12 protein-coding genes are annotated in these 13,136 nt (G+C 64.7%); 7 read left to right on the forward strand and 5 right to left on the reverse strand.

Annotation, left to right across the window (positions count from 1 at the left end; all coding sequences use genetic code 11):
* The first annotated feature begins 98 nt into the window (after window positions 1–98).
* Window positions 99–1,721, forward strand: a complete 1,623-nt coding sequence (locus V6K60_RS10190) for a putative manganese-dependent inorganic diphosphatase (RefSeq protein WP_332450410.1) — start codon at window positions 99–101, stop codon at window positions 1,719–1,721.
* Between the two features lie 16 nt (window positions 1,722–1,737).
* On the opposite strand, the gene V6K60_RS10195 is transcribed toward V6K60_RS10190, so the two are convergent.
* Together V6K60_RS10195 and V6K60_RS10200 are read right to left on the reverse strand one after the other, a co-directional pair.
* Window positions 1,738–3,060 carry an NAD(P)/FAD-dependent oxidoreductase gene (locus tag V6K60_RS10195; protein WP_332450411.1) on the reverse strand — a complete coding sequence of 441 codons (1,323 nt, stop codon included), beginning with the start codon at window positions 3,058–3,060 and terminating at the stop codon, window positions 1,738–1,740.
* A gap of 9 nt (window positions 3,061–3,069) precedes the next feature.
* Window positions 3,070–4,038 (reverse strand): hypothetical protein, encoded by a 969-nt coding sequence (locus V6K60_RS10200; RefSeq protein ID WP_332450412.1) that lies wholly within the window; start codon window positions 4,036–4,038, stop codon window positions 3,070–3,072.
* A gap of 125 nt (window positions 4,039–4,163) precedes the next feature.
* On the opposite strand from V6K60_RS10200, the gene V6K60_RS10205 reads away from it, so the two are divergent.
* Window positions 4,164–4,910 (forward strand): DUF128 domain-containing protein, encoded by a 747-nt coding sequence (locus V6K60_RS10205; RefSeq protein WP_332450413.1) that lies wholly within the window; start codon window positions 4,164–4,166, stop codon window positions 4,908–4,910.
* Here V6K60_RS10205 and V6K60_RS10210 read toward each other — a convergent pair.
* A complete protein-coding gene (locus V6K60_RS10210) occupies window positions 4,904–5,695 on the reverse strand; it encodes a TrmB family transcriptional regulator (protein ID WP_332450414.1) in 792 nt (263 codons plus the stop codon). The genes V6K60_RS10205 and V6K60_RS10210 overlap by 7 nt on opposite strands.
* Window positions 5,696–5,759: 64 nt before the next feature.
* Here V6K60_RS10210 and V6K60_RS10215 point away from each other — a divergent pair, with 64 nt between their 5' ends.
* Together V6K60_RS10215 and V6K60_RS10220 are read left to right on the forward strand one after the other, a co-directional pair.
* Entirely contained in the window at window positions 5,760–7,040 is a 1,281-nt protein-coding gene (locus V6K60_RS10215; RefSeq protein WP_332450415.1) for a COG1361 S-layer family protein, read from the forward strand.
* Window positions 7,040–7,762, forward strand: coding sequence for a glucose-6-phosphate isomerase family protein (locus V6K60_RS10220; RefSeq protein WP_332450416.1), 723 nt, complete (start codon window positions 7,040–7,042; stop codon window positions 7,760–7,762). Before V6K60_RS10215 ends, V6K60_RS10220 begins: the two co-directional genes overlap by 1 nt.
* A 46-nt stretch (window positions 7,763–7,808) precedes the next feature.
* Here V6K60_RS10220 and V6K60_RS10225 read toward each other — a convergent pair whose 3' ends face one another.
* Window positions 7,809–8,624, reverse strand: a complete 816-nt coding sequence (locus tag V6K60_RS10225; RefSeq protein WP_332450417.1) for a tRNA 2-thiocytidine biosynthesis TtcA family protein — start codon at window positions 8,622–8,624, stop codon at window positions 7,809–7,811.
* Between the two features lie 49 nt (window positions 8,625–8,673).
* Here V6K60_RS10225 and V6K60_RS10230 point away from each other — a divergent pair, with 49 nt between their 5' ends.
* The 3 genes from V6K60_RS10230 to thiL are packed head-to-tail and all read left to right on the forward strand — an operon-like array spanning window position 8,674 to window position 12,339.
* Complete coding sequence (locus V6K60_RS10230; protein ID WP_332450418.1) at window positions 8,674–9,531, forward strand: RIO1 family regulatory kinase/ATPase domain-containing protein; 858 nt, start codon at window positions 8,674–8,676, stop codon at window positions 9,529–9,531.
* On the forward strand, window positions 9,528–11,480 hold the full coding sequence (locus tag V6K60_RS10235) for a DUF460 domain-containing protein (protein ID WP_332450419.1): 1,953 nt from the start codon (window positions 9,528–9,530) through the stop codon (window positions 11,478–11,480). The genes V6K60_RS10230 and V6K60_RS10235 overlap by 4 nt, the downstream gene beginning before the upstream one ends.
* Complete coding sequence (gene thiL, locus V6K60_RS10240; RefSeq protein WP_332450420.1) at window positions 11,473–12,339, forward strand: thiamine-phosphate kinase; 867 nt, start codon at window positions 11,473–11,475, stop codon at window positions 12,337–12,339. Before V6K60_RS10235 ends, thiL begins: the two co-directional genes overlap by 8 nt.
* Here the strand turns inward: thiL and V6K60_RS10245 are convergent.
* A complete protein-coding gene (locus V6K60_RS10245) occupies window positions 12,336–13,121 on the reverse strand; it encodes a YhfC family intramembrane metalloprotease (protein ID WP_332450421.1) in 786 nt (261 codons plus the stop codon). The two genes, thiL and V6K60_RS10245, sit on opposite strands and share 4 nt — an antisense overlap.
* Between the last annotated feature and the right edge of the window lie 15 nt (window positions 13,122–13,136).

Raw genomic sequence — 13,136 nt, forward strand, 5'->3', positions numbered from 1 at the left:
TACTTCAACGTTGCTCCCGGCGACCGACATAAAGCCTTTGACGGCAGAGGACGATACATCTTGAGACAACCCGCCCCCGCCGGGAATACGAGGAGAGCATGGGACAGAACAACATCGTTATCATCGGCCACAAGCAGCCCGACACCGACAGCATCTGCAGCGTCATCGGTTACGCTGAACTCCGCAACCACGCCGAACCGGGGAAGTACGTCCCCGCCCGGTGCGGGGAGGTGAGTGCAGAGACGAGGTTTGCGCTCGATACGTTCAATGCCGAGGCACCGGTCTACATAGCAAGCGTCGAGCCCAGCGTATCTGATATACCGCTCGACGCCCGGAGCGCCCGGCAGGACATCCCGACGGTCGACGTCGCTGCTCTGATGGACGCCTATGACATGCGGAACATGCCGATCACGGACGAGAACGAGACCCTGGTCGGCCTCGTCAGCGAGTACGGCCTTGCCCGGGCCTACGTCCAGAAGAACCCCAGGGAACAGCTCTCGCTCATCCCGATGCCGCTTGAGACCCTCGCCCGCATCCTCGACGCCCGGACGGTCGTGCCGGCACGCGAGATGCTCGGTGAAGGGCGGGTCTATACCGTCATCGACGCCCTGCACGTCACCCTTTCCCGGATGACGCCCGAAGATATCGCGATCGTCGGGGACAACGAACCCGCCCAGCTCGCCCTGATATCGGCCGGGGTCGCCGCGCTCATCATCGCCGAAGGGGCGCCGGTGGGCGAGCGGGTGATCGCCGCCGCCCGTGCGCGGGATGCGGCCGTGCTCGCGACGACGCTCGATGCCTTCAGCGTCGGCAAGATGATCAGCCTCTCTTTACCCGCAAGCATGATCATGGAGACCGACGTCCCCACGGTGCGGATGGAGGACTCGATCGAGTATGCGAAACAGATCGTCTCGAACTCCAAGTTCAGGACCGCCTGCGTCGTCGGGGAAGGACGACAGCACATCGGGCTCATATCCCGGACGACGTTGATGCAGGACGTCCAGAAGTCGGTGATCCTCCTCGACCACAACGAATACTCGCAGGCCGTGGACGGGATCGAGCAGGCGGATATCCTCGAGATCATCGACCACCATCGCCTCGGCGCGATCTCGACCCTCAAGCCGGTGAAGTTCCTCAACGACCCCGTGGGGTCGACCTCGACGATCGTGGCGAACAAGTTCATCGAGGCCTGCGTGGAACCCACGCCGTCGACCGCCGGGCTCCTTCTTTCGGGGATCCTCTCGGACACGCTGGTGATGAAACTCTCGACGACCACGCCCGCGGATATCCGGGCGGCCGACTACCTCGCGGGGATCGCCGGGGTCGACCCGGCCGAGTTCGGGCCGGAACTTGTCCGGAGGGGCATGGACCTCGATGCCCTCCCGAAGGAGGAACTCCTCACCCGGGACATGAAGCGCTACAACCTCTTCGGGCGGAGCATCATGGTCTCACAGGTGATGACGTCGTCGTTTGCGTTCGCAGAGAGCCATGCCGACGAGATCCACACCGAGCTCGAACACCTGCGGACGACGACCGGGGTCGACTGCTTCTTCGCCCTCTTCACGAACGTCTTCGCGAACGCAAGCGACCTCTTCGCCGCCGGGGACGAGGCCTGCATCGCCAAACTTGACCTGCGGGACCAGCCCGTCCGGCTCGAGGGCGTCATGTCCCGGAAAAAAGATTTTATCCCAAAATTCGGACAGATGTTCCGACAGTTCTGACGCTGCCGGAGCCCTATCACTTCTTTCTCTGCCGGAGCAGACCGGCAGCGTGGCGGGCGAGCCAGTAGACGCCGTCGGTCGAGGGGTGGACCTCGACGATATCGTCGAACTCGTCGACGGTGACGCCCTGCTTTATCATGTAGCCGAGGTAGGAGAGGAGCATCGATGCCCCGGGGACGGCAGCAGCGGCCCCGAGGAGCCGCCCGGTCTCCGGGTCGACCCGGACCTGCGCAACTCCGGCAAACCCTCCCGCTACATCCCAGAACGAGCCGGGGCCCGCGGGTGCGGGGGCCGAGAGGGTGAAGCCTCCGTCGGTCCCGGCCGTGGCAAAGGCATAATCGTAGCGGAGGCTCATCGCATGGGGGATGCCCGTATAATCCATGACGGTCGCGCGGCCGAGGATGTTCTCGGCCGCCACCACGCCCTCCCGGCGGGCTGCGGGGGTGAGGTAGGGGGGGCCGATGACGTCGCCTGCGGCGTAGACACCCTCGACACTCGTCCGCATCCGCCGGTCCACAATGACTGCACCGTCCGGCCCTTTCTGAAGGCCTTGCAGCGAATCCGATCGGGGGACGAGCCCGGTGGCGAGCAGGACGGCATCGGCCGCCAGTTCCTCGCCGCCGGAAAGAAGGACTGAGCGGACTCTTCCTCTGCCCTCGATACTCACAACCGCGGTCTCTTCACGAATAACGACCCCGCCGAGGTCGCGGAGCGCCGTGGAGCGCATCTTCGGATCAAGGTCCCGGAGCAGTCCGTGCCGGGTGACGATCTCGACTTCGGACCCGAAGGCCTGGAATATGTGAGCGAACTCCGCCGCCACCACCCCGCCGCCGATGACGACCAGCCGCCGGGGGAGGTCGGGCATCGCAGGGAGCGTCTGGTAGGTATAGACGCCGGAGAGGCTGGTGCCGGGGATATCGGGGATTGCCGCCCGCGACCCGGTGGCCGCGAGGACCGCATCGGCCCGGACCTCCTCGTCGTCAATGAAGACCCGGTCGCCTTCCAGGCGGCCTTCGGCCCCGTAGATCACCTCCACCCCCGCCCGGCGGGTCTCGGCGTCGAGGACCGAGGAGAGTTTCTCCTGGATCTCACAGAGGCGTTTCTGGATCATCGGGTAGGAGACGACCGGAACCGAGTCGAGGATGCCGAGGTCTTTCTGGGTCCGTGCGTACTCGATGAGCCGGGCGATGTCATTCAAGGCGCAGACCGTCATGCACCGCTCGTGAAGGCATTGTCCGCCGATCTTGCGCTGCTCGACGAGCCGGACCTCCGCTCCGGCCTGTGCGAGGTGCATCGCCCCGAGCCTCCCTGCAGGCCCGCCGCCGATGACGACGATCATGGTCTCTCCTTACAGCAGTTCGACGCCCTCGTCCATCGGCATCGAGAGGACCTCGCCGGTGAACCCGTTGACCTCGACGATCTTGCTCCCGCCCCGCACCTGCCAGACCGGTACGTAGACGGTCTCGAGGTCGACTGTTATGTTGCTTCGGTCGGGTTTGAGGGTCTTTTCCTCGTAGAAGATGGCGTCGCCTTTTTCGTAGCGGAACCGCACCCGCTGGGTGAGCCGCTCGATAACGTCTCGCACGATCTGCTCTTCGACGTCCTCCCGCACAAGCCGGGCAGGCACGATATCGGAGCCGAACGGGACCGCTCCCCGCTCGATCTCACCAGGGTCGATCTCCATCCTGATGCCGTTGATGGCGTTGATGGCCCCGGTCCCTTCGGCGTCGAAGGAGATCAACCGGTCCTTCACCTCGCGCTCGCCGGTGCTCACGTAGCGGTAACTCCAGTAGGGGATGAACCGGCACTTCGCCGACCCGTGCAGCCCGGCGATGCCGGAGGCCCGCTTCTCGGTGACCCGGAGGGGCAGGTGGGGCAACTCCGGCCCTGCTTCCTGCTCTCCTTCCTCCATCATCGCAGGGGCAGCCTCTGCCGGACTGTCCCGGATCGCCGGGGCCGGGCGGCCGAAGTCCAGGGCAAGACCCTGTCCGAGCACCTCAGCAAGCGCGGTCCTGCCGGCGTAACGGGCGAACTCGTCCGCACCCCACCGTATGCAGTCCTCCGTCCGCACCGCGGGGTCGAGGGAAAAGAGCAGCTTCCTGCAGACCAGATTGTCGCCATCGGTGCGCAGCCGGTAGGTCATCGAATCAAACTCCCGGATCATCTCCGGGTCGTCGGAGCAGAGCACCACCAGTGCGTCGCCGTTCCTGATCGCCGAGAAATCCAGCGGCTCGCCGACCTCCGCAACATCGTAGGAGGCTGTTGTGAAGATCTGCTTCAGCACGTCCCGGGCTTTCTCCCGAATCCCACTCTCCATTCACCGTACAATACTACAGGAAAATAGAACAAGCTTTCCTTTCGAGGTCGGCCGATAGGGAACCGGTTCCCGGGAGATCACCTGGAAGGCAACACTTTTTCCCCTGCCGTGCGAGAGATCTGGTAATGCATGTCCCCCTGAAGTTCACCAACCACCGCATCGAGGAGTACGCGCTCAGGGTGACCTACCGCCCGGAGGAGGACGCCGGGAAGATCATCTACAACCTCTCGCTCATCGAGAGTCGCGACCTTGAATTCGCGCTCTCCATCATAAAGGAGGCTCATAGCACAGGCACCACCATCAGCGACCGGATCCGGGTCGCCGGACCGGGCGAGGTGGTCGACGGCTACACCGTGCCGGACGGTCGGTACGGCATCTGCACGATGTGCAGCATCACGCTCGATGCCCTTCTCCTCCAGCACGGTATCCCGCTGAACCCCATCGGGGGCGGGATCGTCGAGGTCGAAGGAAGGGTCGCGCAACGGTTCACGAGCATGATCCTCTACCGCGACACCACGCTCGACCCCCTCGAGGTCCTGATCTCCCAGGAGGCCACGTCGATCCTCGACGTCATGCGTCACGGGAACGGCAACATCCTTGCAAACATTCGTGAGTGCCATATGGAGGCCGAGTCGCTCATGGGAATAGTGCTCGACGAACTCTCGGCGATAGGGTTCTCCGGCGTCCTCGATGTCGGCGCACCGAACGTCCCCCTCCTCGGGGTTCCGGTGAGCCCGCAATACGTGGGCGTGGCGATAGTCGGGGGTACGAACGCGATGGCGGCCGTCAAGGAAGCGGGACGGCCGGTCGTGACCCGGGCGCTCAAGGGGCTGATCGATATCCGGGAGATGGGCTACCTGGAGGATTACTGATCGGCGACCCGCGCGTGTTCCGTGACACTGGTGAGGTGCCGCCTGACGAACTGGACGAGCGCCGCCGACTCAGAGTAGAGAGCGGAGGGTTGTTCGCCGTTCGCCCCCAGCCAGAGAAGTGTCCGGGAGTTGTCTACCAGAAAGACGCCGGACCTCTCATACGGCAGCAGGTTCCCCTGCGGGGAACGAACCGTGCGCGGTGTCTCGGGGCAGGGGAACCGGACCTGGTAGCGTGACGAACGAACACCTTCCCAGCGGTCGGTGAAGATATCGATCCGCACGGAGTCTGGAACCGATTCGAGCAGTGAGAGCACGCTCCCCGAGAGGAGAGCCCATGCTGCGAGCATCTCCACGCTCCTCTCCGCCCCCAAAAGCATCTCTGCAAGACGGGTTCTGATGTTCTCTTCACCGTAAATAGTCCAGACCAGTTCCTGGTTGCCCCGGCCTTCAGGCCCCTTCTCCCGGTAGATCGCATCGAGGGCCTCCCGGGCGATCTCCGCGTCGCTCTCGATCCGGCGCATCAGGTTCTCGACACCCCGGTCGGGGGGGACGGCGTCAAATCGTTTGGGTGTGGTGTGGGAGACACTGACCAGTTCCTTCTGGACGAGCCGGTCCAGGACCGGGTAGACGGATGCGCGCGGTACACCGGAGGTCTCGTGGATCTCCGTCGCAGTCGCACCCGCCACCCTGAGGAGTCCGATATAAACAAGGGCTTCGTATTTCGTAAGTCCCAGTGATTTAAGAGATTCAAGGAGATTGTTGGGGATATCCCGGGGTGCACTCATGCCATCATGTATATATACTCTCCAGAGATAAATGTTGTTGCTAAAATAACAACATGGTGAGAAGATGCGTTGGCAGCATGTAACGGTACTGGTGCTCCTGCTGGCACTCCTGGCTGTGCCGGGATCGGCAGCAGGGGTCAAGTACCTCTATGGGAACCCCGATTTATCAGCAACAATAGCCGGCACCAATGAGTTCGCACCGGGTGCCGAGACCGGCCTTTCGGTCATCATATCCAACAGCGGTCTGAATACCCACAAGATCGTCGGCTCGACGCTCGTCACCCCCGACGACCTACCGAACACCGCCAAACTCGTGACCGTGGCCCTCAAGGGTGGAGATGCGCCGTTCACCGTAAAGACGGACCCCCAGTTCCTGAGCGACATCATGGGCGGCGCCTCCCGGACCGCTACGTTCAACGTGAAGGTGTCAGACTCCGCGGAGCCGGGCAAGTACGTGCTGCCGCTCGAGGTGACCTACACCTACATGCAGGAGGCGGAAGACCTCGGCGACACGCTCCGCTACAACTACCAGACGAGGACCGATACCCTGCCGCTGACCGTTCAGGTCACCCCTGACCTCCGCATCGAGGTTCAGGATGTCCGGTCCGAGTCGCTGAACGTCGGCACGGAAGGCTACGTCTACCTGACGCTGAAGAACGCCGGGCACGACACGGCGAACAAAGCCATCGCCAAGGTCGCGAGGAACGGCGCAAGCCCGCTCATCCCCACCGACTCCAGCGCCTACATCGGGACGTTTGGACCGGGAGAGACGGTGGACGTGAAGTTCAAGGTCTCAGTTGCCAACAGCGCCGAACCCCAGTCCTACCCGCTGGATGTCGCGATCACCTACGAGAACTACGAGGGAAGTACCGTGACCTCCCGGCCGGCGACGATCGGCCTTCCCGTCGGTGGGAAGATCGCCTTTGAGGTCGTCTCGCCGAAGGCCGTCCTCAACCCGGGCGGTCAGAGCGTCCTTGAGGTCGTATACCGGAACACCGGCGCGGCGACGGTCTACAATGCCCAGGCCCGGATCAGCGCAGTCGACCCCTTCACCAGCAGCGACGATACCGCCTACCTCGGGGATCTTGCCCCGGGCCAGACCGCGACGGCCCGGTTTGAGGTGAGCGTTGATGCCGAAGGCACCGAGAAGGACTACGGGATTGACTCCGAGATCCGCTACCGCGACGAGCTCGACAACAGCAAGATATCGGATACTCTGAAGGTACAGGTCGCCCTCGTTGAGAGATCGGGCGCTTTCTTCACGAACCCGATCTTCATCCTTGTCGTTCTGGCGGTCATCATCGGAGCAGGGTATTATATATTCGTGTACCGTAAGAAAAGGTGATGAACGGCTACTGGGACGGGCCCAAAACGGAGCCGCAGGCAAGGACGATCGATGAGATGCGAGAGGTTCTCGCAGATCCCGGTTGCACCTCCGATCGGCCCCTCTATTTTATGTACCGGGATCTCGCCCGGAACGAGAACGACCGGGCGTGGCTCCGGCAGCAGCACGTCCGCTACGACATCACCGTCATTCCTGCCGGGACCCTCTGCGGGGAGTACATCAAGACAAAGGGGCACTACCACCCCGAGAACCCGGCGGGGATGCGCTACCCGGAGATCTACGAGGTGCTCTCGGGGACGGGGCACTACCTCCTCCAGACCGAGACCGCCGACGATGTGGTGATGATCGAGGCCACCACAGGCGATAAGATCCTGATCCCGCCAGGTTACGGTCACGTGACCATCAACCCCGCACGGGAGGATCTGGTGATGGCAAACCTCGTCTCATCGGAGTTCGCGAGCAACTACGGCCCCTACGTGGAACTGCAGGGCGCCGCCTACTACGAGATGGAAGGCGGGGCGCTGGTGAAGAACCCGCGTTATCCCGACACCCCGCCGGTGCGCTACTGCAGCCCGGTGGAGGTCCCGGAGATCGGGATCGAGAGAGAGGTCGGGCTCTATGACCTGATCGGGCGGCCGCGGTCGGTGGCGTTCCTGAACCACCCCGAACAGTTCATGAAGATCTTCGCCGGCGTGACCGGCGGATGCCTGACGATGCAGTAGGGCTTGCGAAGCGGCGTCCCGGACGGGCACCCGATGCTTCTGCCAGTCATCCCGGATCAGGCGCATCCGTGAGAGCCTTCCGCAGGGCCTTGCCCAGGTTGACGAGCGAGTAGTTCGTCGCCGGGTGGCGGGATGTATAGTCGTCGAGGATCTCCCGGACGTCCTCCCGGAGGGGGTCGCCCGCGTAAGGGCAGTCCGCAAGGTCGAATCCCGGAGTGTGAAGGGAGGCATAGAGCGCCACCTCACGCTCAGGGATGTAGATGAACGGCTTGATCCAGGGGACTATCTCCTCGCCCTCCTCCCCACCCGGGCGGGCGAACAACTTCGGGTCGCCCCGGAGGACGTTTTCCAGGACCGAACGGGCCTCGTCGTCCAGGCTGGACCCGCAGGCAATCTTCGTTGCCCCCTCCCCGCGGGCGATCCGGTTCAGCAGCGCCCGCCGGAGCGTGACGGAGCAGGAGCAGGAGAGCCCCGTCCCCTTCCGGTCCATGATCTCATCGAGCATGACCCCGTACTCGTCGCGAAACGTTGCCGTGACCAGAGGAACACCGATGCTCTCCGCGATCGCCCGGGCCCAGGCCGGGACGCGGTAGCCGGCAATCCCCTCGTCCACGGTGATCGCTATCAGTTTGACGTCCCGGCGCTCGAGGAGGAGCCGGCGGAGAAAATAGAGAACGGCGCTTGAGCCCTTGTCTCCCGAGAGCGCCACCGCCACGGTATCCCCCGAGACGATCCAGCGGTGCTCCCGGATCGCCCGCTTCGCCTTCGCCTCAAAGTCCCGGTTGAAATGCTGCTCGCAGAGGTGCAGCCCCGAGTATCGCTGGTGGATAATCGCGTCGCGGCGGCACTTGCTGCACTGCATGATCTCTCGATCATTCTATTATCACCAAGCCACATAAATGGTGTAGAAGATGCCCGTTCCTGCAGAATACGTGCGATCCCTGCACGCCTACGAACTCCGGATCCTGCTCGCCCTCGAACGCCTCATGCGCCGGTACCGCTGGGTGCCGCTCGAGGTGCTCAAGTCGGCCACCAGGTTCTCGGAGTCCGAGCTCTCCTATCGCCTCGGCAGGCTGATGGCCATGGGTATGGTCAGGTACGAGAAGGTCCCCTACGAGGGCTACGCTCTCGTCTTCGACGGCTACGACAGCCTGGCCCTCCATACCCTCACCCGCCGGGGCACCGTCCAGGCGCTCGGGACCCTGATCGGCGTCGGGAAGGAGTCGGAGGTCTACGAGGCAATGGGGCTCGGTGTTGTGGTCTTGAAGTTCCACCGGGTCGGGCAGCGGTCGTTCCAGTCTGCCCGTGTCAAACGGGGCTACATGCCGGAGGCCGGGCACTGCCCCTGGATCTTCGCCTCGAGCAACTCGGCGAAGATGGAGTACGACGCCTTGAAGGCTCTCCACCCTAGAGTCTCGGTGCCGCTCCCTATCGACCAGAACCGGCACGTCGTGGCGATGTCGTTTGTCCCCGGCGTCAACCTCTCCCGGGCGACCCTCGAGGAGCCGAAAGCCATCCTCGACGAGATCCTCGAGAACATCCGCGAGGCATACCGCCTCGGCATCATCCACGGGGACCTGAGCGAGTTCAACGTCATGGTCGACGAGGGACAGTGCTGGCTGATCGACTGGCCCCAGTGGGTGGAGACCGCCCACCCGAACGCCGGCGAGATCCTCGCGCGCGACATCGAGAACATCCTCCAGTACTTCAAACGGAAATACGGCCTTGAATACGCCTTCGACGAAGCACTGGCGATGGTGGTGGAGTGAAGGTCTTCGGGATCGACATCATCAAAGGTTCGGTTCGCTCCCGTACCCGGCGGCCCGTCTACGCCCTCGCCCGGGTGGAGGGCGGCGAAGTCCAGGGCGTCGAGGAGGTGACCGGGTTCCGGCTCCAGCGCCTTCTCGCCGCCGAACAGCCCGATATCCTCGCCGTCGACAGTCTCCAGGAGATCTCTGCCGACCAGCATGAGCTCCATGCCTTCCTGCAGGCGCTCCCACCCGCAACGAAACTTGTCCAGGTGACCGGCGGCGAGAGGACAGAGAGCCTCGGGAAAGTCGCCGCCCGCTACAACATCAGTTTCAACAAGTTCGACCCCTACGCCGAGGCCCGGACCACCGCCCGGGTGGCCTCCCTCGGGGCGGGCGTCGAGGTGATTGCGTTTGAGAACATCACCGATGTCACGGTGAGCAGGCACCGCTCGCCGGGCCGGGGCGGGTGGAGCCAGAACCGCTATGCCCGCAAGATCCACGGCGCCGTGTTGCAGAAGGCCCGAGAGATCGAGAGCCGGCTCCGGGGCGCCGGCCTTGACTACGAGAAGAAGGAGACGAAGGCCTTCGGCGGGTTCTCCCGGGTCACCTTCCGGGTCGTCGCCCCCCGCGAGATGGTCCCGGTCAACTCCTCCCGGGGCGCCGATGTCCAGGTCAGGGTGGCAGGGAGGGCACTCGACCGGATACGGTTCGAACCACGCTCCAGCCGCCCCCGCTACCTGATCGTCGGGCTCGACCCCGGGACGACCACGGGCATCGCCGCCGTGGACCTCGACGGGAACCTGGTTCTCCTCTCGAGTTCCCGCCAGATGACGATGTCCGATATCGTCGAGGAACTCTACCGCGCGGGCAAACCGCTCATCATCGCCTCCGACGTCCAGCAGATGCCCTACTCGGTCGAGAAGATTCGCCGGGCGTTCAACGCCATCCCCTACACACCGAAGCAGTCGCTCTCGGTGGAGGCGAAGTACAGCCTGACCGCATCATTCTCGTACACGAACGACCACGAGCGTGACGCCCTCTCGGCGGCGCTGGACGCCTACCGGAGCCTCCAGAACAAGTTCAGGAACATCGCGAAGAGGGTGCAGCCGGGCGTCGACCTCGACGAAGTGCGGGCGCGGGTGCTCCGGGGCCAGCCGCTCGATACAGTCCTCGCAGACCTGCAGGGAGTTCCGGCACCGGAGAAACCGGCGGCGCCCCCGGCAAAAGCCCCGCCGGAGCGGCCGGTCGAGGACGAGCGAGTGATGGCGCTCGACGGGATGGTCAAACGGCTCCGAAGTTACGTCCAGGAACTCCAGGAAGACCTCCGGGAGCACGACCGGGAGATAGAGCGGCTGCGGCAGAACCTGCGGCGGGCCCGTTCCGCGACGGAGCGGAAGGTCCGGCGAGATGCAGAACTGGCGACGAAGGACGCGACCATCGAGAGCCTGCGCGAGCAACTCCGGGGCGAGCGGCGGCGGTCAAGGCGGCTGAAGAAACGCCTCGAGCGGATGCAGACGGTCGCGAAGATCGAGGTCTCCGAAGACGACACCCCGCTCAAGGTGCTCGACTCCCTCACCCGTGAGGGGATCCGGGGCCTCCAGGAGGGGATCGGTATATCCGCGGGCGACATCCTCTACGTCCCCCGGGCCCACGGCTGGGGACGAGGTGTGGTGAAAGACCTTGCGGGGACAGGAGTGCGGGCGCTGGTCATCGGCGGGGACCGCCCCGACCCGCACCTCGTCCGGGTCGCCCGGGAGGCCAATCTCCCCCTTCTGCCGGCGGAAACCGTCGAGCCGGATATCCGGGGCAGAACCGGGTCAGCAAGGACTGCGGCCGTCGAGGAGGCGATCGGGGAGTGGGAGGAGGAACAGAAGGAGTTCCGGCGCGAGCAGGAGGCCGAGCGGGTCGAGTACCTCTTCAAGGAGTACCGGAGCGAGCGGGAGAAGGAGGTGCGTCGCGGTGGATGAGCGGGGCCTGCACCGGCTTATCTCGACGATAATCGCCCCGGAACGGCTCGAAGACGACTGCGCCATCATCTCCTGCGGCGACTGTCTCATGGTCGCGACCACCGATATGCTCCACGAGACGACCGACTTCCCGACCGGGATGACCGACTGGCAGGCGGGCTGGATGGCGGTGGCGGTCACGCTCTCGGACGTCGCGAGCATGGGCGCGGCGCCGGGGCAGGTGCTCCTCGCGGTCGGCCTCGACCGACCGGAGCGGCTCAGGGGGATCATGGAAGGTGCACGGGACTGCTGCACGGCCTTCGGCGCCGAACTCGTGGGTGGGGACCTCGATGCCCACGGTGAGCTGACGATTGTGAGCACGGGCCTCGGGACCGTCGCACCCGGGCACCTCGTCCGGCGCCGGGGGGCACGGCCGGGTGACGTCATCGCGGTCACCGGGCCGCTCGGCGAGGCACAGGCAGCTCTCTCAGGTTATGAACGGCACCGGAGGGAACTCCTCGAGCCACAACCCCGGGTTCGCGAGGGGCAGGCGCTCGGCCGGGCCGGGGTCTCGGCGATGATGGACATCTCCGACGGCCTCGCGCTCTCGCTCTACGACCTCCTCGGCGTGAACGACTGCGGGTTTGCCGTCGATACCGCCCGCCTCCCGCTCCCGGCAGGGGTGCCGGAGGATGAGGGGCGGGAACTCGCGCTCTACGGCGGGGGGGACTTCGAACTCCTCTTCACCGCTCCGGCGGGCGTCCTCCCGATCCCCGGGGTTACGGCGCACATCATCGGCGAGGTTATAGCGGAGCGAACGGTCCTCGCGGACGGGGGGCCGCTTGAGCGCCGGGGATACCTGCACGAGTGGAGCGGCTAAGAGGCGGCCCGTATCCCCATCCGCCGCCACTCCCAGAAGATGTACGCGAGAGCGAGGACCGCAAAGACGAAGATCACCGCCTCGGTCACCAGAATCCCCTGTGTCTGGGCGAGGTAGACGGCGGCGGCGTCCACGGCGGCGTGCCAGAGAATGGCGAGGGCGAGCAGCATTTTTTTGCCGTAGACGATAGCGGCAAGCACCATCAACGACCAGGCGATGTGCAGGGTGATCGTCATCATCCGCTCGGCGAGACCGGGGAGGATATCGAACGGGGTGAGGGCCCGGAGAGCCTCGATCTCTGCCTGGACGAGGGGGTCGTCGGGCAGGGGGATCGCCCCGCCGTCGCCGGTGAGCAGGATATAGGAGACCATGCCCGAGAGGACGATCAGCGCGACGATCATGCTCTCGATACCGCCCCACCCGGTCCCGAAGAGGAGACCGTTCTCCCGGGAGAGCGAGAGGCTCTGCCGCGGGAAGATATAGCAGTAGACGAGGTAGCGGCCGATCTCCTCAAAGAGCCCGGCCATGAGGCCGAGGTAGATGGCGAGGCCGGCCAGGGCCGCGGTCGTCCCGAACGGCAGCAGGGCGAGGTAGAGCGGGGTCTGTGTCACAAGGACGAGCGGGGCGTGGAAGACCTGCACGACGATGAAGAAGAGGGCGCCAAGGGCGAAGACCCGCCACGAGAGGCCGAATTTCTTGACAAACCAGTAACCGAGCGCGAGCGGAACGAGGATCTCGAGCAGGGCGACAACGGCAAACGTGACGACGACCAGCGGGTCCATGCAGGAGAGTATTTC

This window comes from Methanoculleus sp., assembly GCF_036677455.1.
Lineage (GTDB): Archaea > Halobacteriota > Methanomicrobia > Methanomicrobiales > Methanoculleaceae > Methanoculleus.

What these genes read in the sequence shown, in the direction of transcription:
- V6K60_RS10190 (WP_332450410.1), top strand. Translation starts at nt 99, where the DNA reads ATGGGACAGAACAACATCGTTATCATCGGCCACAAGCAGCCCGACACC.
- V6K60_RS10195 (WP_332450411.1), bottom strand. Translation starts at nt 3,060, where the DNA reads ATGATCGTCGTCATCGGCGGCGGGCCTGCAGGGAGGCTCGGGGCGATG.
- V6K60_RS10200 (WP_332450412.1), bottom strand. Translation starts at nt 4,038, where the DNA reads ATGGAGAGTGGGATTCGGGAGAAAGCCCGGGACGTGCTGAAGCAGATC.
- V6K60_RS10205 (WP_332450413.1), top strand. Translation starts at nt 4,164, where the DNA reads ATGCATGTCCCCCTGAAGTTCACCAACCACCGCATCGAGGAGTACGCG.
- V6K60_RS10210 (WP_332450414.1), bottom strand. Translation starts at nt 5,695, where the DNA reads ATGAGTGCACCCCGGGATATCCCCAACAATCTCCTTGAATCTCTTAAA.
- V6K60_RS10215 (WP_332450415.1), top strand. Translation starts at nt 5,760, where the DNA reads ATGCGTTGGCAGCATGTAACGGTACTGGTGCTCCTGCTGGCACTCCTG.
- V6K60_RS10220 (WP_332450416.1), top strand. Translation starts at nt 7,040, where the DNA reads ATGAACGGCTACTGGGACGGGCCCAAAACGGAGCCGCAGGCAAGGACG.
- V6K60_RS10225 (WP_332450417.1), bottom strand. Translation starts at nt 8,624, where the DNA reads ATGCAGTGCAGCAAGTGCCGCCGCGACGCGATTATCCACCAGCGATAC.
- V6K60_RS10230 (WP_332450418.1), top strand. Translation starts at nt 8,674, where the DNA reads ATGCCCGTTCCTGCAGAATACGTGCGATCCCTGCACGCCTACGAACTC.
- V6K60_RS10245 (WP_332450421.1), bottom strand. Translation starts at nt 13,121, where the DNA reads ATGGACCCGCTGGTCGTCGTCACGTTTGCCGTTGTCGCCCTGCTCGAG.